Source organism: Streptomyces sp. NBC_01454, from assembly GCF_036227565.1.
Taxonomy (GTDB): domain Bacteria; phylum Actinomycetota; class Actinomycetes; order Streptomycetales; family Streptomycetaceae; genus Streptomyces.
Genome location: NZ_CP109460.1, coordinates 5,955,787 through 5,978,648, shown reverse-complemented (window position 1 = coordinate 5,978,648; position 22,862 = coordinate 5,955,787). Strand labels below are relative to the sequence as shown.

General features: G+C 74.0%; 11 protein-coding genes. 3 read left to right on the top strand and 8 right to left on the bottom strand.

Annotated features, from left to right (window positions below; translation table 11 throughout):
• Positions 1 to 27: 27 nt before the first annotated feature.
• Together OIU81_RS26465 and OIU81_RS26460 are read right to left on the bottom strand one after the other, a co-directional pair.
• Entirely contained in the window at positions 28 to 4,692 is a 4,665-nt protein-coding gene (locus tag OIU81_RS26465; protein WP_329151681.1) for a polyketide synthase, read from the bottom strand.
• A gap of 1 nt (position 4,693) precedes the next feature.
• Positions 4,694 to 11,722 (bottom strand): SDR family NAD(P)-dependent oxidoreductase, encoded by a 7,029-nt coding sequence (locus OIU81_RS26460; RefSeq protein ID WP_329151680.1) that lies wholly within the window; start codon positions 11,720 to 11,722, stop codon positions 4,694 to 4,696.
• A gap of 281 nt (positions 11,723 to 12,003) precedes the next feature.
• On the opposite strand from OIU81_RS26460, the gene OIU81_RS26455 reads away from it, so the two are divergent.
• Both OIU81_RS26455 and OIU81_RS26450 read left to right on the top strand, forming a co-directional pair.
• The gene (locus OIU81_RS26455) at positions 12,004 to 13,032 is read left to right on the top strand and encodes an ATP-binding cassette domain-containing protein (RefSeq protein WP_329151679.1); all 1,029 of its coding nucleotides are present in this window, start codon (positions 12,004 to 12,006) and stop codon (positions 13,030 to 13,032) included.
• The gene (locus OIU81_RS26450) at positions 13,029 to 13,859 is read left to right on the top strand and encodes an ABC transporter permease (RefSeq protein ID WP_329151678.1); all 831 of its coding nucleotides are present in this window, start codon (positions 13,029 to 13,031) and stop codon (positions 13,857 to 13,859) included. Before OIU81_RS26455 ends, OIU81_RS26450 begins: the two co-directional genes overlap by 4 nt.
• A gap of 60 nt (positions 13,860 to 13,919) precedes the next feature.
• On the opposite strand, the gene OIU81_RS26445 is transcribed toward OIU81_RS26450, so the two are convergent.
• Positions 13,920 to 17,300 carry an AfsR/SARP family transcriptional regulator gene (locus OIU81_RS26445; protein WP_329151676.1) on the bottom strand — a complete coding sequence of 1,127 codons (3,381 nt, stop codon included), beginning with the start codon at positions 17,298 to 17,300 and terminating at the stop codon, positions 13,920 to 13,922.
• A 169-nt stretch (positions 17,301 to 17,469) separates the two neighbouring features.
• On the opposite strand from OIU81_RS26445, the gene OIU81_RS26440 reads away from it, so the two are divergent.
• Positions 17,470 to 18,258, top strand: a complete 789-nt coding sequence (locus OIU81_RS26440; RefSeq protein WP_329151674.1) for a site-2 protease family protein — start codon at positions 17,470 to 17,472, stop codon at positions 18,256 to 18,258.
• 40 nt (positions 18,259 to 18,298) lie between these two features.
• On the opposite strand, the gene OIU81_RS26435 is transcribed toward OIU81_RS26440, so the two are convergent.
• The 5 genes from OIU81_RS26435 to OIU81_RS26415 all read right to left on the bottom strand — a co-directional run bounded on the left by OIU81_RS26435 (position 18,299) and on the right by OIU81_RS26415 (position 22,629).
• Complete coding sequence (locus OIU81_RS26435; RefSeq protein WP_329151671.1) at positions 18,299 to 18,526, bottom strand: hypothetical protein; 228 nt, start codon at positions 18,524 to 18,526, stop codon at positions 18,299 to 18,301.
• A 98-nt stretch (positions 18,527 to 18,624) separates the two neighbouring features.
• Complete coding sequence (npdG, locus tag OIU81_RS26430; protein ID WP_329151670.1) at positions 18,625 to 19,356, bottom strand: NADPH-dependent F420 reductase; 732 nt, start codon at positions 19,354 to 19,356, stop codon at positions 18,625 to 18,627.
• A gap of 110 nt (positions 19,357 to 19,466) precedes the next feature.
• On the bottom strand, positions 19,467 to 20,315 hold the full coding sequence (locus OIU81_RS26425; RefSeq protein ID WP_329151669.1) for a carbohydrate ABC transporter permease: 849 nt from the start codon (positions 20,313 to 20,315) through the stop codon (positions 19,467 to 19,469).
• Positions 20,312 to 21,298 carry a carbohydrate ABC transporter permease gene (locus OIU81_RS26420; protein WP_329151668.1) on the bottom strand — a complete coding sequence of 329 codons (987 nt, stop codon included), beginning with the start codon at positions 21,296 to 21,298 and terminating at the stop codon, positions 20,312 to 20,314. The genes OIU81_RS26425 and OIU81_RS26420 overlap by 4 nt, the downstream gene beginning before the upstream one ends.
• Positions 21,295 to 22,629 carry an ABC transporter substrate-binding protein gene (locus tag OIU81_RS26415; protein WP_329151667.1) on the bottom strand — a complete coding sequence of 445 codons (1,335 nt, stop codon included), beginning with the start codon at positions 22,627 to 22,629 and terminating at the stop codon, positions 21,295 to 21,297. Before OIU81_RS26415 ends, OIU81_RS26420 begins: the two co-directional genes overlap by 4 nt.
• Positions 22,630 to 22,862: the final 233 nt, after the last annotated feature.

The following is a 22,862-nucleotide window of genomic DNA, read 5'->3' as shown; positions in this document are numbered from 1 at the left end:
GGACCGGATCCTGCGCCTGACTGCTGTTCAACGCTTCCTCTTTCCTTCGTCGGCCGTGCCCGTCGTCCAGGCGACGACGTAGTCCCTGCTCGGCAGGTCGGCCATGTTGCTGATCCGGCGGCAGTGCACCCGGTGCACGCGGCTCCCGGAATCCACCACCAACTCGTCCGGCTGTGCGGCGACCACCCGGAAATCCCGCGGCCGCCCCCGCAAGCCGGTGCCCTCCGCCTTCGACGCGGCCTCCTTCGCCGCCCAGAACCGGGTGAACCACAGGGCTTCCGGTTCCTGTGTCCCGGCGCACCGCGCCACCAGGAGCTCGCGCTCGGCCCGGCCGAGCGCCATCATCTGTGTCTGCACGGGCCGCTCGGTGATCTCCTCGACGTCGATGCCGACCCCGCCGGGCCCGTGCGTGCCGCGGGGCCGTACGAGGGCCACGCCGGTCTCCGCGCAGTGCGCCAGCGTGACGTCCAGCTCGGGAAGGACCCGGCCGTGGAGGCCGGCGACCCACGGCCGTCCGCTGTCGTCGTTGCGCACCCGGATCTCGGCAGGGAAGACCGGGCCCGCACCGTGTTCCCACAGCCACCGGCGGACCGCGTCCTTGACCGCGATGCGGCCCAGCAGCCACTGGCGGCGGCCGCGTGGCGGACACCGCTCGTAGTCGGCACGTTCGGCGCTGCTCAGATGGTTGCGCATGACGAGATCGCGCGAGGCGAGGTCCGGCCACCGGTCGTGCACGAGCCACCAGCCGCCCTGCTCTTCGCGGGACAGCGTGTGCCGCTCGGGGAACCGTTCCTGAACCCTGGTCTCCAGGCGGTTGTCGAAGCGGCGGTCCTGCCAGCCGTTGATCTGCGCCCATACCCGGCCGTCGGCGACGAGCTGCATGTCGGCCTCCACCGCGGAGTCGGTGACCGAGGTGATCGTGATGAGACACTCCAGCCGGGCACCCGGTGCGGGATGCGGGCCGAAGAAGCGCATCTCCTTCATCCGCACCGGGAACACCACGGTCCGCTCGGTCAGGGTGGTGATGATCCAGTAGCCGAGGAGCTGCCCCACGTTGTCCAGCAGGGCGCCGGGGGCGGCCGGGGTGGTGAGCACCCCGCGGACATGCGCCTCCCCGATCGCGGTCAGCTCGGTGACGCCCTGGAACAGGGGGCCGTGGAACATCCAGCGCTCGCCGTACAGTTCCTCGGCCGTGATCTGCGGACGCCGCTCGTCCCGGGGATCCCACGCCCACGGGCGGGGCGGATCGTCGGGATGCTCCGCCGCCAGTTCGACCTCGGCAGCGGCGAACTGCCCGAAGGCCACGCCGACCCGCCCGGGCCCGCGCGCCGCCACCGTCACGGGTACCTCGACCGGCGGGCTGGCCGTCGCCCACCGCTTCAGGTGCACCCCGTGCACCCCTACCGCCCTGGTGCCGGGCGCCGCCCGCTCGGCGAACTCCAGCATGTGCTGGATCACCGTGGTGGCCGGGACCACCGGCCAGCGGTCCGACTCGTCGGGCCAGTCGGGGCGCTGGGAGAAGAGACAGTGGTCGAGGAGGTAGGGCATGGTCGCCGTGGACACCCGCAGCACGGCGCTGAGTTCGCCTCCGGACGGGGCCGGAGGGCTGTGTGGTGCCGGAGGGGCCGGCGCTGTCGGGGGTGCAGGTGCTGCCGGGGGTGCAGGTGCTGCCGGGGGTGCAGGTGCTGCCGGGGGTGCAGGTGCTGCCGGGGGTGCAGGTGCTGCCGGGGGTGCAGGTGCTGTCGGGGGTGCAGGTGCTGCCGGGGGTGCAGGTGCTGTCGGGGGTGCAGGTGAGCGCGGGTGCGCCGTGCCGGCGGCCGTGATCACCGCCGCGGCGGTGTCCGCGGTGTCCTTGAGCAGTGCGCCCAGTTCGCCCGCCAGGGGGAAGCGGGCGGCCAGCTGCTCCAGCGGGGCCGGTTCCGCGCCGGCGGTGGCCGCGTGTCCGCCGGCGAGCGCCGGGCGCAGGTCGTTCAGCGTCCGCTGGTCGAGGGAGACCAGCGGCCCGCCGAGGTCCAGCCGGACCGGCGCGGGCTTGGCCGGCGCGCCGCGGCCGGCCGCCGGCGGACCGGGTTGCGGATCCCCGCCGTCCACCCACAGCGCCGTGGCGACGTGCTGCAGTTGGGCCAGTCCGCTGCGGTGCGGGGAGCTGGCGGCCACCGTCAGGTGCGGCCGGCCGTGCAGCGTGTTGCCGATCAGCGCGCCGGCCTGGCCCGTTCCCGCCTGTACGAACACCCGGAAGCCGGCCGCGTACATCGCCTCGATCAGCGGGCGGAAGCGCACCGGCTCCAGCAGATGACGGAGGAACAGCGCGCGCACCTCCGCCTCGGCGGGCGGATACACCGACGCGGTGGTCGCCGACCACACGGGCACGGTGGGCGGATACAGCGCGAACCGGGCGGCGGCCTGGCGAATCGGTTCGAGGTAGGGGGCCAGCATGGGGGTGTGGAAGCCGGACCGGAACGGCAGGACGCGGCCGAGGACGTGGCGCGCGCGAAACCAGCGCACGAGGTCGTCCACCGGGCCGGGCGGACCGCACACCATCGCCTGGTCCGGCGCGTTGTCGTGGGACAGCACGATCTCGGGGCGGTCCACGAGGGCGGCCGCGACCCGGTCGGCCGACGCACCCAGGACCGCGAAGGCCAGGTCGGGCACCCGCAGCTCGTCCGGGTCGAAGGACGCCACGAACTCGTCCACCGCGGGGCCGGCGAACAGCCCCCCGGCGATCATCGCGGTCCACTCCCCCACACTGTGGCCCGCGACCGCGTCCGGCACGATGCCGATGCGGCGCAGGGCGGCGTCCAGCACCCGTCCCACGCCCACCACCTCGGCACCGTGCCGGCCGACGTCCGCCACCTGCGCCGGCCGCCCGGCGCGGGCTTGGGGGAGCAGGCCGGACAGCCCGAAGTGTTCGGCGACATCGGAGACATGGGGCTGGAACTCCGCTTCGAGCCCCGGGAAGACGAATGCCACCCGGCCGCCGCCGTCCGTGCCGAGCAGGGGCTCGGGGGTGAACCACACGTCGCCGCGGCCCCGCCAGGAACGGCCCTTGGCCACGGCCCTCCTGGCCAGCGCGAGGCGTTTGGCGGTGGGGTCGACGATGCCGAGCCGGCTGCGGCCGTGGCCGCGGGGGGCCCGGTCGTCGAGGCCGGCCGCCAGCACGGCCGGGTCCTCGGCGTCCAGCAGCGTGGCGAGCTGCTCGGGGCTGTCGGCGGTGAGCCGCAGCACCCGTTCCTTCTCCCGCACCGCGGCCGTGGGCCGGATCCGCCGGCCGGCCACGGCGCCGGGCGCCGCTTCGAGCACCACGTGCGCGTTGATGCCGCCGAAGCCGAAGGCGTTCACGGCGGCCCGCCGCGTGCCCGCATCGGTCTCCCAGGGCTCCGCCGAGGCGATCGGGCGGAACCGGGTGGCGGCCAGCGCGGGGTGTGGATCCTCGCAGTGCAGCGTCGGCGGCAGCACCGCATGGTGCACCGCGAGCGCCGCCTTGACCAGGCCGGCCACGCCCGCGGCCGGCATGGTGTGGCCGATCATCGACTTCACCGACCCGAGCACCGCCCGGTCGTTGCCGGGTGCAGGTCCGAACACCTCGGCCAGGGTGGCCAGTTCGGCGGCGTCCCCGGAGGGGGTGGCGGTCCCGTGGGCCTCCAGCAGCCCGACCGATCCGGGCGCGGCGGGGTCGAGACCGGCGCTCCGCCACGCCTGCCGCACCGCCCGCACCTGCCCGGCGGGGTCCGGGTTGACGAGGCTGCCGCTGCGGCCGTCGCTCGCCACCCCGACGCCCCGGATGACGGCGTAGATCCGGTCGCCGTCGCGCTCCGCGTCGGCGAGCCGCTTGAGGACCACGACGCCGGTGCCCTCACCGATCAGCAGGCCGTCCGCGGCATGGTCGAACGGGCGGATCCGCTGGCTCACGGACAGCGCGCGGAGCTGGGAGAACACACTCCACAGGGTGATGTCGTGGCAGTGGTGCACACCGCCGGCGAGCACCACGTCGCAGCGCCCGCTCGCCAGTTCGCCCACCGCCTGGTCGACCGCGACCAGCGAGGACGCGCAGGCAGCGTCCACCGTGTACGCGGGGCCGCGCAGGTCGAGCCGGTTGGCCACCCGCGAGGCGGTGAGGTTGGGCACCAGGCCGATCGCCTGCTCGGGTTCGTCCGGCCCGAGCTGCCGGGTGAACGCCTGCCGCACCTGCTCCAGCCGGTCGGCACCGAGGCCGGGCAGCAGCTCGCCGAGCGTGCGGACGAGCTGATTGGCCGTCCGTACCCGCTGGGATCCACGGGAGAGTCCGGGCGTCAGATACCCGCCGCGGCCCAGGACCACGCCGATCCGGTCGCGGGCGGGCAGCCGGTGCTCGCCGCCGGCGTCCGCGAGGGCATCGGCCGCCACCTTCAGCGCGAGGAGCTGGTCCGGTTCGGTACCCGCCACCGAGTGGGGCATGATGCCGAACCGGGTCACCTCGACGTCGGCCAGGTCGTCGACGAACCCGCCCCGCCGGCAGTAGACACGGTCCGAGCGTCCCACCGCCTGCGGATCGTAGAAGTCGGCGTCCCACCGTCCGGCGGGGACGTCGGTGATCGCGTCGAATCCGGCCGCGAGGTTCCGCCAGTACGCCTGGAGGTCTGCCGCCCCCGGCAGCAGGACGGCCATTCCGACGATGGCGACCCGGGGGCCCGGGCCGTGTGCGCAGGACGTCATCTCACCAACCCGATGCGGTGTAGATCACGGCATCGGCCGAGTCCTGGCCCCAGGCGAGTTCACGCAGCAGACAGAGCGTGCCCTCCTCGGGGTCGATCAGCCTGACGCCCCGGCGGACGTACTCCCGCGCGAGCTCCGGGGTGACCATTCCGTTGTGCTGCCCGGTGGGCGCCCACGGCCCCCAGTGGACCGTCAGCGCCCGGCGGCCGGCCCGTGCGGCCCACCGGCCGGCCAGGCTCTCCAGCGCGTCGTTCGCCGCCGCGTAGTCCACCTGACCGCGGTTGCCCAGGGCGGCCGAGATACTGCCGAAGAGCACGGTGAACCCCGGCCCGTTGGGCAGGTCCTCCACCGCGGCCAACAGGGTGCGGGCTCCGTCGACCTTGGTGTGGAACACCCGCCGGAAGGACGTGATCTCCTTCTCGGCCAGCATCCGGTCCTCGATCACCCCGGCGGCGTAGACGATGCCGTCCAGCCGGTTGTGCTCCGCGTAGATCTCCTTGACCGTCCGGTGCACCGCTTCGGCGTCGCGCATGTCCACGGAGTGGTACCGCACCGGGCTGCCAAGCCCGCGCAGCTCCTCGATCGTGGCGCGTACCTCCCGTTGCGCCAGGAGGCGCGTGACGGTCTGCTCGATCTGTGCCGGGGAGCGGTTGCCCCGCGCCGCGAGGGCGGCCGTCAGGGCCGCGCGGTCGGGCGCCGCGCGCGTCGCCTCGTCCTCCGGGCCGGTGGGCGCGGCGGTCCTGCCGACCAGCTCGATCCGGCAGCGGCCGGCCGCCGCCAGCGTCGCGGCGAACCGCGCGGTGATGCCCCGCGCCCCGCCCACCAGCAGCACCACCGCGTCGCGGTCCAGTCCGAGCGCCTCGGCCTCGGCCACGCCGTCGCCGGCCGGTCCGGCGCCCCTGGCACCCAGCGGACCGAGGCCGTCCTCGACCAGTTCGAGACCGTGGCGCCCGCCGGAGGACAGCGACACGACCGGGGCGTGCCCGGACGAGAGCAGTTCACCGGCCAGCGCGGTCGCCGTGCGTGCCGCCGAGGCGTCCGGGTCGGTCTCGACGAACCTGGCGACCGTGTCCGGGTACTCCCGGGCGATGGTCCGGAACATTCCGCGCAGTCCGTCCGCCCGGCCTTCGGACCAGTGGGCACCGCTCGCGCCGGCGGCCGGGGCGGCCGCGATCAGCCACCGCGGGCCGTGGCCCAACGCGGCCTGGAAGACCGGGAAGCCCTCCGGCAGGAGCGGATCCTCGGCAGCGGTCAGCGCCTCCAGATGGAACACGCCGTCCCACGGGCCGTCCTGATCCGTGAGCAGGTGCCCCGGGCCGAAGACGGCCGTCCGTGCGCCGTGTGCGGCGAGTTGGGCGGACAGGCTCTCGGACACCGGGCCGTGGCCGCCTATCAGCGCGATCCGCTTTCCGGCCAGGGCGGTGACGCTTTCCGCCGGCTCCGCAAGGGCGGTTCTGTGCAGCACCATCCGAGTGGGCGCCTCGGCGGCCACCGGCTCGGGGTTCGGATGCCCGGCCGGGGCCGGATGCCCGGCCGGAGCCTGCGCGGGCTCGTGCACGGGACGCGGCTCCTCGGGGCTCTCGGCGCCGTCGTCGTCCCGGTGCCGCCCGCTGCCGTGGAGCCGCGCGGCCAGCAGGTCCGCGAGGCCGGCGGCGGTGCGGGCCCGGGACAGCACGTCCAGCTCCGCGTCGTCGAGTTGAGGGGCGTCCGGGCCGCCCCGGGCGCCGGCACCGAGGCGCGCCGCGAGCTCACCGGCGATCTCGATCCGCTTGATCGAGTCGATGCTCAGGTCGGCTTCCAGGTCGAGGTCGGGTTCGATCATGTCCACCGGGTAGCCGGTGCGTTCGCTGACGATGTCCAGGACGGTCCGCAGCACATCGGCCTCGCCGACCGCCTCCGGCGCGCCGGCCGTCGGGGCGTCGCCGGGGGACGGCGGCGTGCCGGCCCGGGCGGCCTCGGAGGGGACGGGTGCACCGGGCGCGGACAGGGCCGCTTCGGCCGGCCGGAGCGCCGGGGGGAGGGGCGCGGCCGGGGGCGGGGGTGCGGCCACCGGCGTGCCCGGTGCGGCACCGAAGTAGGTGAGCAGCACATCGCGCTGCGCGGCGACGATCTCCCGGCTGGTGCGCAGGAATTCGGAGACCATGTGGTCCCGCTGGGCGACGGCGTCGCCGTGGTCTGCCTTCGTCACGGATATCTCCTGGATACGTCGGGCCGGCCGGAGCGAACCGGGCAGCGGGCTGCCGTCGGTGGTGCGCACCAGTTGCCCGTTGACGGTCCAGCCAGGTCGCTCGGGTGAGGTCGCCTGGCTCAGTTCGGTGGCGTCGCGGCCCTGGAACATCCAGCCGGTGCGCACCCGCACACCGGCCACGGCGAGCTGGGCGAGCGCGCCGAGGAAGCCGCGCAGTCCCCGGTGGTCCGGTGTCTCGCAGGCCACGGTGGAGTGCGGACGGTCATGGAGGATCTGGGACACCAGCGTGGTGAGCACCGAACCGGGTCCGACGGCCACGAACGTGCGGGCGCCCGCCCGGTACATGTCCTCGATCTGCTCGACGAAGCGCACCGGCGCGCCGATCTGGGCGGCCAGTTCGCCGCGCACGTCCTCGGGCCGTCCCGCATGGACGGCGGCCGTGCGGTTGGACCAGACCGGCACCTCCGGCCCGCGCACCGGGCGCTTGGCGAGCGCCCCGGCGAACCGCTCACCGGCACCGGCGACGACGGGGCTGTGGAAGGCGCAGGCCACGGGGATCAGCTTGGCGCCACAGCCGTTCTCCCGCAGCCGCTCCACCGCCGTCCCGACCGCCTCGGTGGGCCCGGAGATGACGGTCTGTTCGGGCGCGTTGTGGTTCGCGACGACGACGTGGTCCGCGAGGCCGGCGGCGCGCAACTGCGCGGACACCTGCGCGGCGCCGGCCGAGACGGCGGCCATGGCGCCCGGGTCCGTGCCGGCGGCGGACAGGATCGCCTCCGCCCGTGCCGCACTCAGCTCCAGCAGGGTCGCGGGGTCGAACGCCCCCGCGGCGCACAGCGCGACCAGCTCGCCGTAGCTGTGCCCGGCCATCATGGCCGGCTGCACTCCGGACCGCAGCAGCAACCGGTGCACGGCCAGTTCAACGATGCCCAGCGCGGGCTGCGCGACCCTGGTGTCGGTGATCCGGGCCCGCTGCCCGTCCGCCACGGCCGGGTCGAAGGCGGTCGGCGGGTAGAGGGCGTCGGCCCACTCCCGGCCGAGTTGGAGGTAGTGCTGGGTCTCGGGGAAGGCGACGAACAGCTCCGCGAGCATGTCCGGCCGCTGGCTGCCCTGACCGGGGAAGAGGAACGCCACGTCCGCCGCGGCCCCGGGCTCGCCGGCCGGGCCGTCCGCACCGGCGGCGAAGACTCCCGCCGACGGATCGTGCTCGCCCGCGAGCGCCCGCCGCAGCAGCCGGGCCAGCTCGTCCAGGTCACCGGCCACGACGGCCGACTGCGCCGGGTGTGCGCAGGTGTCGCTGCGGCGGGAGGCGGTCACCGCGAAGTCGCGCAGCCGCCAGGGCCGCCCGTGGTCGTCGTTCGTCGCGGCCAGCGTCAGCAGTTCCTCGATGGTCCGGTGGGCGTCCTTTCGGTCGGTGCCGCGGAAGACGAACAGCTCCGCCGGCCACGCGTCGAGCCCGTGCGCCGGTGGCGGCCCCCCGGCGTGGGCGCGCAGCACGACGTGGAAGTTGGTGCCGCCGAAGCCGAAGGCGCTGACCCCGGCGACCCGCTCGGCCGGCGGGGCCGCCCACGGCCGCGCCGAGGTGTGGAACGCGAACGGACTGCTGCCTTCCTGCCAGGCCGGGTTGGGCCGTTCCAGGTGCGCCGTGGGCGGCTTGACCCCGGTGTGCAGCGCCATGGCGGTCTTGATCAGACCGGCCAGGCCGGCGGCGCACTTGGTGTGCCCGATCTGCGACTTCACCGACCCGAGCGCACAACTGCCGGGGGCGGCTCCGGCCTCGGTGAACAGCTCGGTGAGGGCGGCCAGTTCGGTCCGGTCACCGACCACGGTCCCGGTGCCGTGGGCTTCCACCAGGCCGACCTGCGCGGGCGAGATCCCCGCGTTGCGGTACGCGCGTTCCAGGGCGGCGCGCTGTCCCTCCGGGCGGGGTGCGGTCAGGCCGAGGCCCTTGCCGTCGCTGGCGGTGCCGACGCCCTTGATCACGGCGTAGACCCGGTCCCCGTCCCGCTCCGCGTCGGTCAGCCGCTTGAGCGCGAGGCAGGCGACGCCCTCGCCGAGCGCGATGCCGTCCGCGGCGCTGTCGAAGGTGCGGGAGCGGCCGGTCGGCGACAGGGCGTGCACCGAGGAGAAGAGCAGATAGTCGTTGATGCCGTTGTGCAGGTCGGCGCCGCCGCACAGGACGAGGTCGCTGGTGCCCCCGGACAGTTCCTTGCACGCCACGTCCACCGCGGCCAGCGACGAGGCGCAGGCGGCGTCCACGGTGTAGTTGGCGCCGCCGAGGTCGAGCCGGTTGGCGATCCGGCCGGAGATGACGTTGGCCAGCATCCCGGGGAAGGAGTCCTCGGTGAGCCGGGGCAGCTGTGCGGCCAGTTCCGGGGGCAGTTCTCCCAGGTAGGCCGGCAGCAGGGTGCGCAGCGTGGCCGCGTTGGACAGGTCGCTGCCCGCCTCCGCCCCGAAGACGACGGAGGCCCGGGAGCGGTCGAAGTCCCGCCCCTCGCCCCCGGCGGGGGCACCCCCGGCGTACCCGGCGTCCTCCAGTGCCCGCCGCGCGGCCTCGAGTGCCAGCAGCTGCACCGGCTCGATGCTGCCCAGTGAGGACGGCGGGATCCCGTAGCGCAACGGGTCGAACGGGATGTCCGGCAGGAACCCGCCCCACTTCGACTCCGTGTGGGCCTCGTCCGCCTCGGGCGCGTAGTAGACCTCGGGGTCCCACCGCTCGGTGGGCACCTCGGTGACGGCGTCGGCTCCCGCGACCACGTGGGCCCAGTAGCTCGCCAGGTCCGCGGCGTCCGGGAACATGCAGGACATCCCGACCACGGCGATGTCCAGGGGAGCTGGGGGCGCGGCACCGTCCGCGGGCCGGGCGGCTCCGAGCCGGTCGCGCACCAGCGCGGCGCGCTCGGTGAAGAAGTCGGCGGCCGCGGTGCTGACCGACTCGTGCAGCGCGGGGATCGTGGTGACGTGGGACCGCAGCGCGGCCACGTCACCCGCCATGAACATGCCCTCGGCGAGCTGTCGGGCCGCCGGCACCTCGACCAGGTGCGCACCGGTCCGCTCGACGCCCTTGCTGGCGATCCGCAGCCGGCCGACATTGAGCCGTTCCAGCTGCTCCCACGCCTGCCGGTCGGCCACGCCCCGGGACTCCAGCTCCTCCTTGAGGGACCGGTAGCTCTCGGTGAAGGGGCTGGACACACAGCGCGTGGCGTGTCCGGGCGCGGTCTCCAGCAGTTCGGTCCGCCGCGCCGCCAGGACCTGCCGCTGGAACAGGGGCTGGACCGCGCCGCAGCTCACCGCCTCCTCGGTGAACAGGTACGCGGTACCCATGAGCACACCGACGGCGACGCCACGGGCACTCAGCCCGGCGGCGAGCGCGGCGACCATCGCCGAGGACCGCGCGTCGTGGATGCCCCCGGCGAACAGCACCCTCAGCTCACCGGGATCGGCGCCCCCGGCCGCGTCGAGGAAGTCGGTGAGGACGGCGATCTGCGCCTCCCACAGCGCGAAGCTGCTGCGCGGTCCGACGTGGCCGCCGCACTCGGAGCCCTCGAAGACGAACTTGCGGGCACCGGCGCCCAGGAACTGCGTGAGCAGCCCGGGCGAGGGCACGTGCAGGAACGTCTCGATGCCGGCTTCCTCCAGCGACGCCGCCTGCGCGGGCCGGCCTCCGGCGATGATGGCGCAGGAGGGCCGCAGCTCCCGGATGATCTCGAGCTGGGCCGCCTTGGTGTGCTCGGGCGCGAAGCCGAGTACGCCCACGCCCCACGGCCGGCCGTCCAGCGCGGAGCGGGTCTCCTCCAGCAGGGTCCGCGTCTGCTCCGGCCCGGCCAGTGCCAGGGCCACGAACGGCAGGGCGCCGCCCTCGGCGACCGCCGCGGCGAACGGTGCCTGGTCACTGACCCGCGTCATCGGCCCCTGGGCGAGGGGCAGGCGGGTGCCCAGCGCCCGGCTCATCGGGGAGTCACGGCGCAGCGCGTGCGAGGGGGCGTCGTCGCGCACCGCGTCGAGGACGGCGGCGGTGACCGCGCGGACCGCCCCGCCGACATCGCCCCACTGCCGTGCGAAACGGGAAGCCAGGAAGCCGTCCTGTCCGACGGGGAGCAGCTGGACCCGCAGGTCCTGGGCACCGAGCAGGCGGGCCGCCGCCGCCGGGTCCTCGGGCAGCGGCGGCGCGTCCGGCCCCCGGCGGCGCAGCACCCGGTGGCCGGCCGCCACCACCGTCTCCGAGCCGTCCATGGTCCGCACCGCCGCGGCCACGTCCGCGGGCAGGGCGGACTCCTCGAGCAGCGCCAACTGGGAGTCCAGCACGACTCCCACCGCGCCGCCGACCACGGCAGCGGCGGCGGTGTGCGGTCCGATACCGCCGCAGGCCCATACGGGCAGGGCCAACTCGGGCTCCGCCACCAGTTGCTGGAGCAGCACGAAGGTACTCAGGTCACCGATCCGCCCGCCGCTCTCCTGTCCGCGGGCGACCAGGCCGTGGGCACCGGCGCGGGCGGCGCCGATCGCCTCCTCCCGGCTGGTGACCTCGACGAGGACCCGGGTTTTGGCCGGCAGATCGCCCGGCCGCACGGGCGAGTCGGCGGCGAGCAGCACCGTGTGCACGCTCCCGCCCTCCACCAGGTCCGCGGCGGCCAGGGCGCACCCGGCGGCCATCCGGACCCCGAACGGCCCCGGCGCCCACTGCCGGAGGGATGCCAGCGCCTCCCTGGCCCGCCGGTCCCCCGCCCCGAGGTCGAGCACGCCCAGCCCGCCGGCCCGGCAGACCGCCGCGACGATTCTCGGATCGGGTTCACCGAACGGACTGATGCCCAGCACAGCTTCCGGCACGGGTGCAGTGGTCACAGGTACTCCGAAGACATCGTTCGCTCGTGGGGGGACGAATGCGCACGTGTGCTGCCGACGACAGAAACGCACACGTATGCGACTCGGTGGCCTCAGCCTCAAACGGGGAACGAGGCGTCGTCAACGAGCCCCGGAGAAGTCCGTGGTGCGCGGCGACCGGCCTTGCGGTAACCACGAGAAGGGGCCGCCGACGACCACGAGAGGTGCGCAGCGCCGGCGTCCCGGCCGCACTGTCGGCGGCCTGTCGGTGCGTTGTCGGTGGCGGCTGGCACCTTGGGGGCATGACGCGACAGACGATAACCACCAAGGGCGGCAACGCCGTGGAGGTGCGCGGTCTGGTCAAGCACTTCGGCGCGGTCAAGGCCGTCGACGGAGTGGACCTGGACGTGAAGGAAGGCACCGTGCTCGGGGTGCTCGGCCCCAACGGCGCCGGCAAGACGACGCTCGTACGCTGCCTGTCCACCCTCCTGGTGCCGGACGCCGGCCGGGCCGTGGTGGCGGGCTACGACGTGGTGCGCCAGCCCCGCGCACTGCGCCGCACGATCGGCCTGACCGGGCAGTACGCCTCGGTCGACGAAAAACTCTCCGGCCGGGAGAACCTCTACATGATCGGGCGGCTGCTCGATCTGTCCCGCAAGGACGCCCGCCGGCGCGCGGACGAGTTGCTGGAGCGGTTCTCGCTGACCGACGCCGCCAGGCGGCCCGCGGCCAAATACTCCGGCGGTATGCGCCGCCGGCTCGACCTGGCCGCCTCGATGATCGGCCGCCCTTCGGTCCTCTATCTGGACGAGCCCACCACCGGTCTGGATCCCCGCACCCGCAACGAGGTGTGGGAGGAGGTCCAGCGGATGGTGCGCGAGGGCGCGACGGTGCTGCTGACCACCCAGTACATGGAAGAGGCCGAGAAGCTGGCGCACGAGCTGACGGTGATCGACCGCGGCCGGGTGATCGCCGAGGGCGGGGTCGACGAACTGAAGACCAAGGTCGGCGGGCGCACACTCCAGATCCGGCCGTCCGAGGCCGGCGAGCTGGAGCGGATGGCGGCCGCCGTGACCCGGGCCGGCCTGGACGGCATCGCGGACGCCACGGCTGACCACGACGGGGGTGTGGTCAACGTACCGATCATCAGCGACGAACAGCTGACCGCGGTGGTCGCGGTGCTCGGCCGGCAGGGCTTCGCGCTCGCCGGCATCGACACCCATCTGCCCAGCCTGGACGAGGTGTTCCTGGCCGTCACCGGCCACAAGGCGTCCGGGACCGGCGCATCCGAGGACGACATGGACCAGCAGTACGCGGAGGTATCGGCATGAGTGCCGCAACGATGACGGCACCGCTGACCAAGCCGGGCGCCGACGAGGGCCGGATCGGCATCCGCGCCAACCTGCGGCACATCGGCGCGCTGGTGCGGCGCAACGCCCTGCAGATCAAGCAGGACCCGGAGTCGATGTTCGACGTCCTGCTGATGCCGGTCATCTTCATCCTGCTCTTCGTCTACGTCTTCGGCGGTGCGATCGCCGGCAAGGGCCATCAGGACCGCTACGTCCAGTACCTGGTGCCCGGCATGATGGGCATGATGGCGATGAACATCGCCACGGCGGTCGGCTCGGGCGTCAACGAGGACTTCCGCAAGGGCGTGATGGACCGCTTCCGGACGATGCCCATCGCCCGGTCCTCGGTGTTGATCGCGAAGATCGTGGTGGAGCTCGGCCGGATGCTGATCGCCACCACGATCCTGCTGGCGATGGGCTTTCTGCTGGGACTCAAGGTCACCGGCGGCCTCGTGCCCCTCCTCGCCGCGGTCGGGCTGTCCGCACTCTTCTGCGCCGGCCTGATGTGGATCTTCATCCTGCTCGGGCTGGTGATGAAGACGACGCAGGCCGTGCAGGGCACGGCGATGCTGATCCTGATGCCGTTGCAGTTCGGCTCATCCGTCTTCACCCGGCCGACCTCGATGCCCGGCTGGCTGGAGGCCTTCACCGAGGTCAATCCCCTCTCGACCCTGGCGGACGCGTCCCGGGCCCTGATCAAGGGCCAGGGCGCGGTGCTACACCCGACCCTGATCACCCTCGCCTGGGTGGTCGGCCTCACGGCGGTCACCATGCCGCTCGCGGTGGCGAAGTTCCGCAGCAAGACCTGACGGGCGTCCCGCAGGGGGCTTCCCTGCGGGACAGTCCGATCTGCGCTGTCCTGGCCCGCGTCAGATGAGGGCGGTGGCCTCCCCGAGGGAGAGGCCGCCGCCTTCGGTGTACGCGCGGGCGTAGGCGGCGTCGTCCAGCAGCGCCCGCGCCGCCGCCTCGGCACGGATGCGGCCGTCGCGGACGATCCGCACCGGCACGTGATCGGGAGCCCGCAGCGCGTCGTACGCGCCCACCAGACGCGCCACGTCCCACCCGGCCGGCGCGCCCCGCTCCGCGGCCAGCACCCGCGCGCCGGTGAGGAGTTGGGCGATCGGCAGGTCCGGCGCGACCATCTGCGTGACGGGCCCCTGGAGCAGCTCCAGCGCCGCCCGGAACCGCGGCAGCAGTCCCTCCCGGTGCCCCTCCTGGAGATCCAGCGCGATCAGCGAGGTCTCCAGCATCCCGGCGAACAGGTCCGGGGCCCGGGCGCTGAACACCTCCCCCACCGTGTGCAGTTCCCCCCGCGCCTCCTTCGGACGTCCGGTCAGCGCGAGGTGCCGGGCGAGGGTCAGCCGGGCGAACGGCTCGGTGTCCCGGGCGCTCTCGCCCCGGGCGGCATCCGCCAGCACCTCGCGCAGCATCCGCTCACCGGCCTCCGCCTGGCCGTCCTCGATCAGCACCGCGCCCAGCCGGCAGCGCAGCAGCAGGATCTGGCCGTGCGCCCCCAGGTACTCGGCGTGCACCATCGCCGCCCGGTAGTCGCGCGCCGCCAGCGCGTACGCGCCGCGCTGCTCATGGGTCTCGCCGCGCCCCGCCAGCGCCTCGGCCGCGCCCCAGGCGTCGCCCAGCTCCTGGAAGATCCGCAGCGCCTCGTCGGCGTCGCGGCCCGCCTGGGTCAGCCCGTCGAGGCGGTCGTTGAGGACCCTGGAGCGCAGTTGCAGCACATAGGCCAGCTCCCAGGTGTAGCCGAGGGAGCGGCAGGCCTGTACGGCGAGGCCGACCAGCTCCGTCAGCTCCGCGAAGCGGCCGGACATCATCACCGCGTAGTACCACATCACGCCGGGGACCTTGCAGGTCTGCGGCATGCCGCTGCGGTAGGCGGCGAGCATCCCGGCCAGGTCCTCCTGCGTCTCGGGATCGCGCAGCGCCTGGATGTCGCTGTCCCGGCTGGCGAGCGCGACCAACCGGACCTCGCGGCGGGCCTCCACCAGCTGGTCGGGGGCCATCGGCGGCGGGGCGTCGATGGGGCGCTCGGGCAGGTCGGGGGCCGGCTCGACCGGCGCGGCGAAGGGGTTGGGGCCGAGCCCGGCGGCCGCGGACGCCCAGTGGCGGCCGTCGCTGCGGTGGTCGCGCAGCGACCAGAACCACTGGAGGGACAGCACCAGGCACAGCACCTCGTGCTCGTCGCGCGCGGCGAGGGCACGGCGCAGCGCGGTGCGCAGGTTGTCGTGCTCCAGCTCCAGCCGGTCCATGGCCGCGCGCTGGCCGGGGCCGCGCAGCAACGGGTCCGTGGTGCGGGCCAGTTCGCGGTAGGCGACGAGATGGCGGCGCTCGGCACCGTCCCGCTCCCCCGCCTCGTCCAGCCGCTCGCCGGCGTACTCCCCCACCGTCTCCAGCAGCCGGTAGCGCATCTCGCCGTTCGGCGCCGGCGCCGCCACCACCAGCGACTTGTCGATCAGCGCGCCGAGCAGCGCGGGCACCTCGCGCCGGTCGACGCCGCCGCCGGCGCACACGTCCTCGGCGGCGGCCAGGTCGCAGCCGCCGGAGAAGACGGACAGCCGCCGCAGCACGGCCCGTTCGGGCGCGTCGGTCAGGTCCCAGGACCAGTCCACCACCGCGCGCAGCGTCTGCTGGCGGGGCAGCACGGTCCGGCTGCCGCTGGTCAGCAGGCGGAAGCGGTCGTCGAGCCGGTCGGCGAGCTGGCGCGGGGAGAGCAACCGCAGCCGGGCCGCGGCGAGTTCGACGGCGAGCGGCAGCCCGTCCAGCCGCCGGCAGATCTCGGCGCAGGCCGCCGCGGTCTCCTCGTCGGCCTCGACCCGGAAGCCGGTACGGGCGGCGGCCCCGCGGTCGGCGAGCAGTTGCAGCGCGACCGGGTCGGGCAGCGGCTCGACCGGGCGCAGCACCTCGCCCGGTACGGCAAGCGGCTCCCGGCTGGTGGCCAGCACCGTCACCCCGGGGCAGTGGGCCAGCAGCCGCTCGGCGAGTTCGGCGGCGGCGGAGATCACATGCTCGCAGTTGTCGAGCACCAGCAGCATCCGGCGGCCCGCGCAGTGCTCGGCGAGCCGGGCGAGGGGGTCCAGGGCGGTGGGGTCGGCGGCGGCGCGCAGGCCCTCGGCCGTGGAGCCGCGGACGACGGTCTCCCGGGCGCCGAGCGCGGTCAGCACCGCCTCGGGCACGGTCTGCGGATCGTCCACCGGCGCCAGTTCGGCCAGCCAGACGCCGTGCGGCCAGGCGTCCGGCAGCGCGGCCGCGGCGCTCTCGGCGCCCTCCTGGGACAGCCGTGTCTTGCCGGCGCCGCCCGGCCCCAGCAGCGTCACCAGCCGGTGCTCGGCCAGGTCGGAGCGCAGCCCCGCCAGGTCGGCTTCCCGGCCGACGAAGGAGGTGAGGCGGGCCCGGAGGTTGCCGGGGCGGGGGCGGGCGGCGGCGGGGACGGCGCCGTCGGACGGGGCGGCGGGAGCCGGGAGAGCGGAGGACGGGGGCCCCGCGGGCGGCGGGGGCACGGCGGGCGGTTCCGCCGCGGGCGGCGGGCGCAGCAGTTCCGCGTGCAGGGCGCGCAGTTCGGGGCCCGGGTCGGCGCCGAGGCGGTCGGCGAGACCGGTACGTATCTCCTCGTAGGCCGCCAGCGCCTCCGCCGGCCGGCCCGCGGCGCGCAGCGCACGCAGCCGCAGGGCCTGGAGCGGCTCGTCGAGCGGGTGCTCCTGGCACAGCGCGTGGAGCGGGGCGAGCGCCGGTTCGGCCCGGCCCAGGGCGAGTTCGGCGGCGAGCCGGGTGCGCTGGGCGTCCAGCCGGCGGCGCTCGGCGCCCGCGGCCCGGGAGCCCGCGTCCGGGAGGTCGGCGAGGGCCGGGCCGCGCCAGAGCGCCAGGGCGTCGTCGAGCAGCGCCGCGGCGCGGGCCGGGTCCGCCGCGCCGAGCGCCCGGCCGCCCTCCGTCACCAGCCGTTCGAAGCGGTGCAGATCGACCGCGTCGGGCTCGGCGCACAGCAGGTAGCCGCCGTCGGCCGAGGCGACCGCGGCGTGCCCCAGGGCGCGGCGCAACCGGCCGACCAGCGCCTGGAGCGCGCCGGAGGCGTCGGCGGGCGGGTCCGCGCCCCAGATGTCGGTGATCAGCACCTCGGGCGGCAGTGCCCGGCCGGGGCGCAGCGCGAGGGCGGTGAGCAGCGCACGCAGGCGTGCGCCGCCGAGGACGACGGGGGTGCCGTCGGCCCGGCCGGCCTGGGTGGTGCCGAGTATTCCGTAACGCACCGGCCCATTGTGGTGCACGGCGGCCACCGGCAGGCATCGAGCGTCACTTTCCGGGGCAGGGGCCCCCGGAAGGGTCCCGGCCACGCGCTCCGTCAGGGGGGTTGTGCGCCGGCCGCCGTCCCGCGGATACGGTCGGGGCTGCCCCTCACCAACCTCGGGAGCCCGCACCATGACCACAGCATTCCGGCGCGCGGACCGTCGCGTCAGCCCGGTCTTCCTCGCGCTCGTCGCCGTGCTGGCGGTGTCCGGCTGGGCCGTGTGGAGCCGGACCCTCGCGGCGAACACCGGCCTCGCGGTGTTCTTGTTCGTGGTGTCCGGCTGGGTGGTGTCGCTGTGCCTGCACGAGTACGCCCACGCCCGCACCGCGCTGCACAGCGGCGACCTCTCCGTGACGGACAAGGGCTATCTGACGCTGAACCCGCTGAAGTACACCCATGCGCTGCTGAGCATCGTGCTGCCGGTGATCTTCCTGCTGATGGGCGGGATCGGGCTGCCGGGCGGGGCGGTGTTCATCGAGCGCGGCCGGATCCGCGGCCGCTGGCGGCACAGTCTGATCTCCGCGGCCGGGCCGCTGACGAACGTGGTGTTCGCCGTGGTGTGCACGGCGCCGTTCTGGCTGCACGGCCTGGACGGGGTGCCGGTGCCGTTCCGCAGTGCGCTGGCGTTCCTCGCGCTGCTGCAGGTGACCGCGGCGATCTTGAACATGCTGCCGGTGCCCGGGCTGGACGGCTACGGGGTGCTCGAGCCGTGGCTGTCGCACTCGCTGCGGCGGCAGGTGGAGCCGATCGCACCGTTCGGGCTGCTGCTGATCTTCGGCCTGCTGTGGGTTCCGGAGCTCAACCGGGCGTTCTTCGACCTGGTCCACACGGTCCTGGGCGCCCTGGGCGTCTCGGAGGTGTACAGCTACCTGGGCCAGGAGTTCTTCCACTTCTGGCAGGGCCCGCCGCAGATCGGCTGACGCTCCGGGCGGGCCCCGCCCGGCCGGAGCCGGGGACGGGTCAGCCCGCCGCCCCGGCCCGCTGTGCCTTCTGCTGCGACTCCTGCTGCGCCCTGCGCACGTAGAACCACGCCATGTTGCTGGAGATGCCCGCCAGCAGGACCCAGACGATGCCGACGAAGCTGCCCTCCACGAAGGCGACGACGGCCGCGGCGACGGACAGGACGCACACGGCGAGGGCCATCAGGGCGAGTCGCCGGGCCGGGCCGGGCGCGGGCAGGAAGGACATGGGGGGCTCCTGTCGGGAGTGGTGCGGTCCTCCCCAGTGTCCCCCATGCCCCGCGGGCGCCGGACCGGGCCCGGCGTCCGGACGCCCCGGCGGCCGGCTCAGACGTCGGTGAGCCGCAGCCCCGCGTGCGCCTTGTAGCGCCGGTTGACCGAGATCAGATTGGCGACCAGCGACTCGACCTGGTGGGCGTTGCGCAGCCGGCCGGCGAAGACACCGCGCATGCCGGGGATGCGGGCGGCCAGCGCCTGCACCAGATCGGTGTCCGCGCGGGACTCGCCGAGCACCATCACGTCGGTGTCGATCTGCTCGGTTGCGGGGTCCTGGAGCAGCACCGCGGACAGATGGTGGAAGGCCGCGGTGACCCGGGACTCGGGCAGCAGGGCGGCGGCCTGCTCGGCGGCGCTGCCCTCCTCGGGCTTGAGCGCGAAGGCGCCCTTCTTGTCGAAGCCGAGCGGGTTGACGCAGTCGATGACCAGCTTGCCGGCCAGCTCCCCGCGCAGCGCCTGAAGGGTCTGGGCGTGGCCCTCCCAGGGCACGGCGACGATCACGACATCGCTGCGGCGGGCGCACTCGGCGTTCTCCGCGCCCTCGATACCCAGGCCGAGTTCGTCGGCGGCGGTCCGGGCACGCTCGGCGGCACGGGAGCCGATGATCACCTTCTGGCCGGCCCGGGCGAGCCGGTAGGCCAGGCCACGGCCCTGGTCGCCGGTACCGCCCAGGACGCCGACCACCAGGCCGGAGACGTCCGGGAGGTCCCACGGGTCACGCTTGAGGGCGGCCTTCACACGGGTCGCGACGTTCTCGGACCGGGCATCGTCAGGAGTAGTCATGACAGTGATGGTGTCACGCGCCGGCGGCGAGCCGGGCACGCACTCCTCATGCCATCACGCCGTCCCGCCGTCCCGCCGTCACACTGTTACGCCGTTACGCCGCCACACCGTCATGCCTTCACGCTGCCCTCGGTCAGGCCCGTGCGCCAGTACCGCTGGAGCACCGTCATCAGCACCATCAGCGGCACCACGGACAACAGCGCACCCCCCACCGTGTACTGGTAGAGCACCGGCTGCCGGTCGGCGTAGCCGGTCCAGGAGGTCAGGCCCAGCTGGACCGGGTAGAGGTCGGAGTCCGAGAGCATCACCAGCGGCAGGAAATAGTTGTTCCAGATGTGGACGAACTGGAACAGGAAGACGGTGACCAAAGCCGGGGTCATCAGCCGCAGCCCGAGCCCGCCGAAGATCCTCGCCTCGCCCGCGCCGTCGATCCGGGCCGCCTCCAGCAGCGAGTCGGGGACCGCGGCGGCCGCGTAGATCCGGCAGAGATAGACGCCGAACGGGCTGACCATGCTCGGGAGCAGCACCGCGCCATAGGTGTTCGCCAGGCCCATCGCGCTGAAGAGGAAGTAGAGCGGCAGGGCCAGCGCGGTGCCGGGAATCAGCACCCCGGCCAGCACCACGTTGAAGACCGCCTCCCGTCCGCGGAAGGGGAATTTGGCCAGCGCATAGCCGGCCGCGGCGGACAGCAGGGTGGCGCAGACCGCACCGGTCCCGGCGTAGAAGAGGGAGTTGGCGAACCAGCGGGCGTAGATGCCGTGGTCGTAGGTGAGGACGGCGGTGAGGTACTCGACCGGGTGCGGATGGGCGGAGAACCAGAAGCCGAACGTGCCGAAGAGGTCGGCGCTGTTCTTGGTGGCGGAGACGGCCAGCCAGTAGACGGGCACCAGGAAGTAGAGCGCGGCGACGGTGAGCAGCGAGGCGGTGATGATCCGGTGGCGGACCGGGGGCCGGGTCATCGGCGCTCCTTCCCGCGCCCGCCGACCAGCCGCAGGAAGCCGAAGGACAGCACACACGCCACCAGCGCGAGCAGCACCGCCTCGGCCGCCGCCACATGCTGGTTGTTGCCGACGAACGCCTCGCTGTAGGCGTGCAGATTGGGGGTGAAGCCGGAGTCGATGGCGGAGGCCAGCGGGCGCAGCACCATGGGTTCGGCGAACAGCTGGAGGGTGCCGATGATGCTGAAGACGCAGGTGAGCACGAGCGCCGGCCGGATCAGCGGAAGCTTGACGTGCCGGGCGATCTGCCAGGCCGAGGCGCCGTCGAGCCGCGCCGCCTCGTACAACTCCCCCGGGACGGCCTTGAGCTGAGCGATCAGCACCAGCATGTTGTAGCCGGTGAACTGCCAGGTGACGATGTTGGCGATGGACCACAGGACGGTGCCGCGGGAGAGGAAGTCGACGTCCCAGCCCAGCGTGCCGGCGATCTTCACCAGCGGGCTGATGCCCGGCACGTACAGGAATCCCCACAGGATCGAGGCGATCACCCCGGGCACCCCGTACGGCAGGAAGAAGGCGGTACGGAAGAAGGCGACCCCGCGGGCGCTCGCGCTCTCCAGCAGCAGCGCGAGGCCGGTGGCGAGCACGATCATCAGCGGGATCTGGACGGCGCCGAAGAGCAGCACCCGGCCGAAGCCGGTCAGGAACCGGTCGTCGGAGAGCGCATGGGTGTAGTTGGCGAGGCCGGCGAAGACGTCGTGCTCCCGGCCGCCGAGCCCGAGCGGGCCGGTGCGTTCGGTGGTGAACAGGCTCTGGTGGAGGGCGTAGCCGATCGGGGCGAGGAAGCAGAGGGCGAAGAGGGCGAGGAAGGGCAGCAGGAAAGCGGCCGCGGCGCGGGCACGGCGGGCCCCGGTGCCGCAGGCGCGGCGCGGGCGGGCGCGCGGGGCGGGGCCGGGCCCCTTCCCGGCCACCGGCTCCGGGCGGTGCAGCGTGTCCCGGCTCACCCGCCGCTCTCCACCTTCAGGCCCTTGTCCTTGAGGTCGGCGACGGTCTGCCCCTGCACCTTCGTCAGGACCGAGCGGAAGGAACTGCCGTCGGCCAGCGCGTCGGTGAAGGCGTCGCCGAGCCGCTGGTAGAGGGTGTCCACCCCGGGCCCCCACCGCCAGCTGGTGTCGACGTGCGCCCCGGCGTCGGCGAAGACCTTGCTGTACGCCTGGCCGCCGAAGAAGCTCTTGTCGGCGTCGAGATCGGCGGTGGTGTAGCCCGTCTTGGCGCTGGGGAAGCCGTAGCCGCCGTCGATGAGCAGGGCGATCGACTCGGGGTCGGTGTTGAGCCAGACGGCGAAGTCCAGGGCGTCCTTGGGGTAGTGCGCCCCCGCGAAGACCGCGGTGGTCGAGCCGCCCCAGTTGGCGAAGGCCTGCTCGCCCGCCTTCCACTGCGGCAGCGGCGCGGCCCGCCACTTCCCCTTGGTGCCCGGCGCGTTGCCGACCAGCAGGGCATCGCCCCAACTGGCGCCCACCCAGGCCGGGATGGCGCCGGTCTGCAGGTCCTTGTACCAGGCGTTCTGCCGGTCGGGGATGGTCTTGACGAGCCCCCGCCGCACGAGGGACTCCCAGTAGTCGGCGACCCTGCGGGTGGGTTCGTCGTCGAGCTGCACGCGCCAGGTGTCGCCGTGCGTCGCGTACCACGTGGCGCCGGCCTGCCAGGCGAGGCCGGCGAACCGGTTGCCGTTGGTGGGGGCGAAGGTCTCGATCCAGGCGCCCTGCTTGCGGATGGTCTTGGCGGCGGCCTCGTACTCGTCCCAGGTCCGCGGGGTGTGCACGCCCCACTTCTCGAAGAGGTCCTGCCGGAGGAACAGTCCCATCGGCCCGGAGGCCTGCGGGATGGCGTAGATGCCCTTGCCGAAGACGGACTGCTGCCACTGCCAGCCGACGAACTTGTCCTGGTAGCGGGAGGCGCCGAGCGGGGCGAGGTCGAGCAGGCCGTTGTCGAGGAGGAAGCTGGGGACGACCGGGAATTCGATCTGGCCGAGGTCGGGCGGGTTGCCGGCCTTCACGGCGGCGTGCATCTTCGCGTACTGCTCGCCGTTGACCGCCGAGACCTTCTCGACCTTGACCTGCACCTCGGGGTTCTTGCGGTTCCACAGGTCGACGGGCTTGTCGATGCCGGGCACCCAGGACCAGAAGGTCAGCTGGATCCGCTGCCCCTTCTTGCGTTCCCGGGGCGCCTTGCCGTCCGTGTCCCCGCCGTCGCCACAGCCGGCGAGCGCGAAGCCGGCGGCGAGGGCGGCCGCCCCGCCCAGGACCGTTCTGCGGGGCATGGGGTTGCTGGTCATACGAGGTCCTCCACGGGGATGCGGCGGAACGGAAGCATCGGGCACGTGGTGAAGTCGCCCGTCTCGCAGAGCAGTTGGGTCACCCCCAAAGGGCAAGGACGTAGGATGTCCCTTGTCCTGCGGCGACCATAGGGAGTGCCCAACTGACCGTCAAGGCGGCCTCCATGGCGCCCTGCGTGTCGGCAACGGCACCGCCGACACCGGGTGACATCCCGGTGAACGGGGGCGGTGCC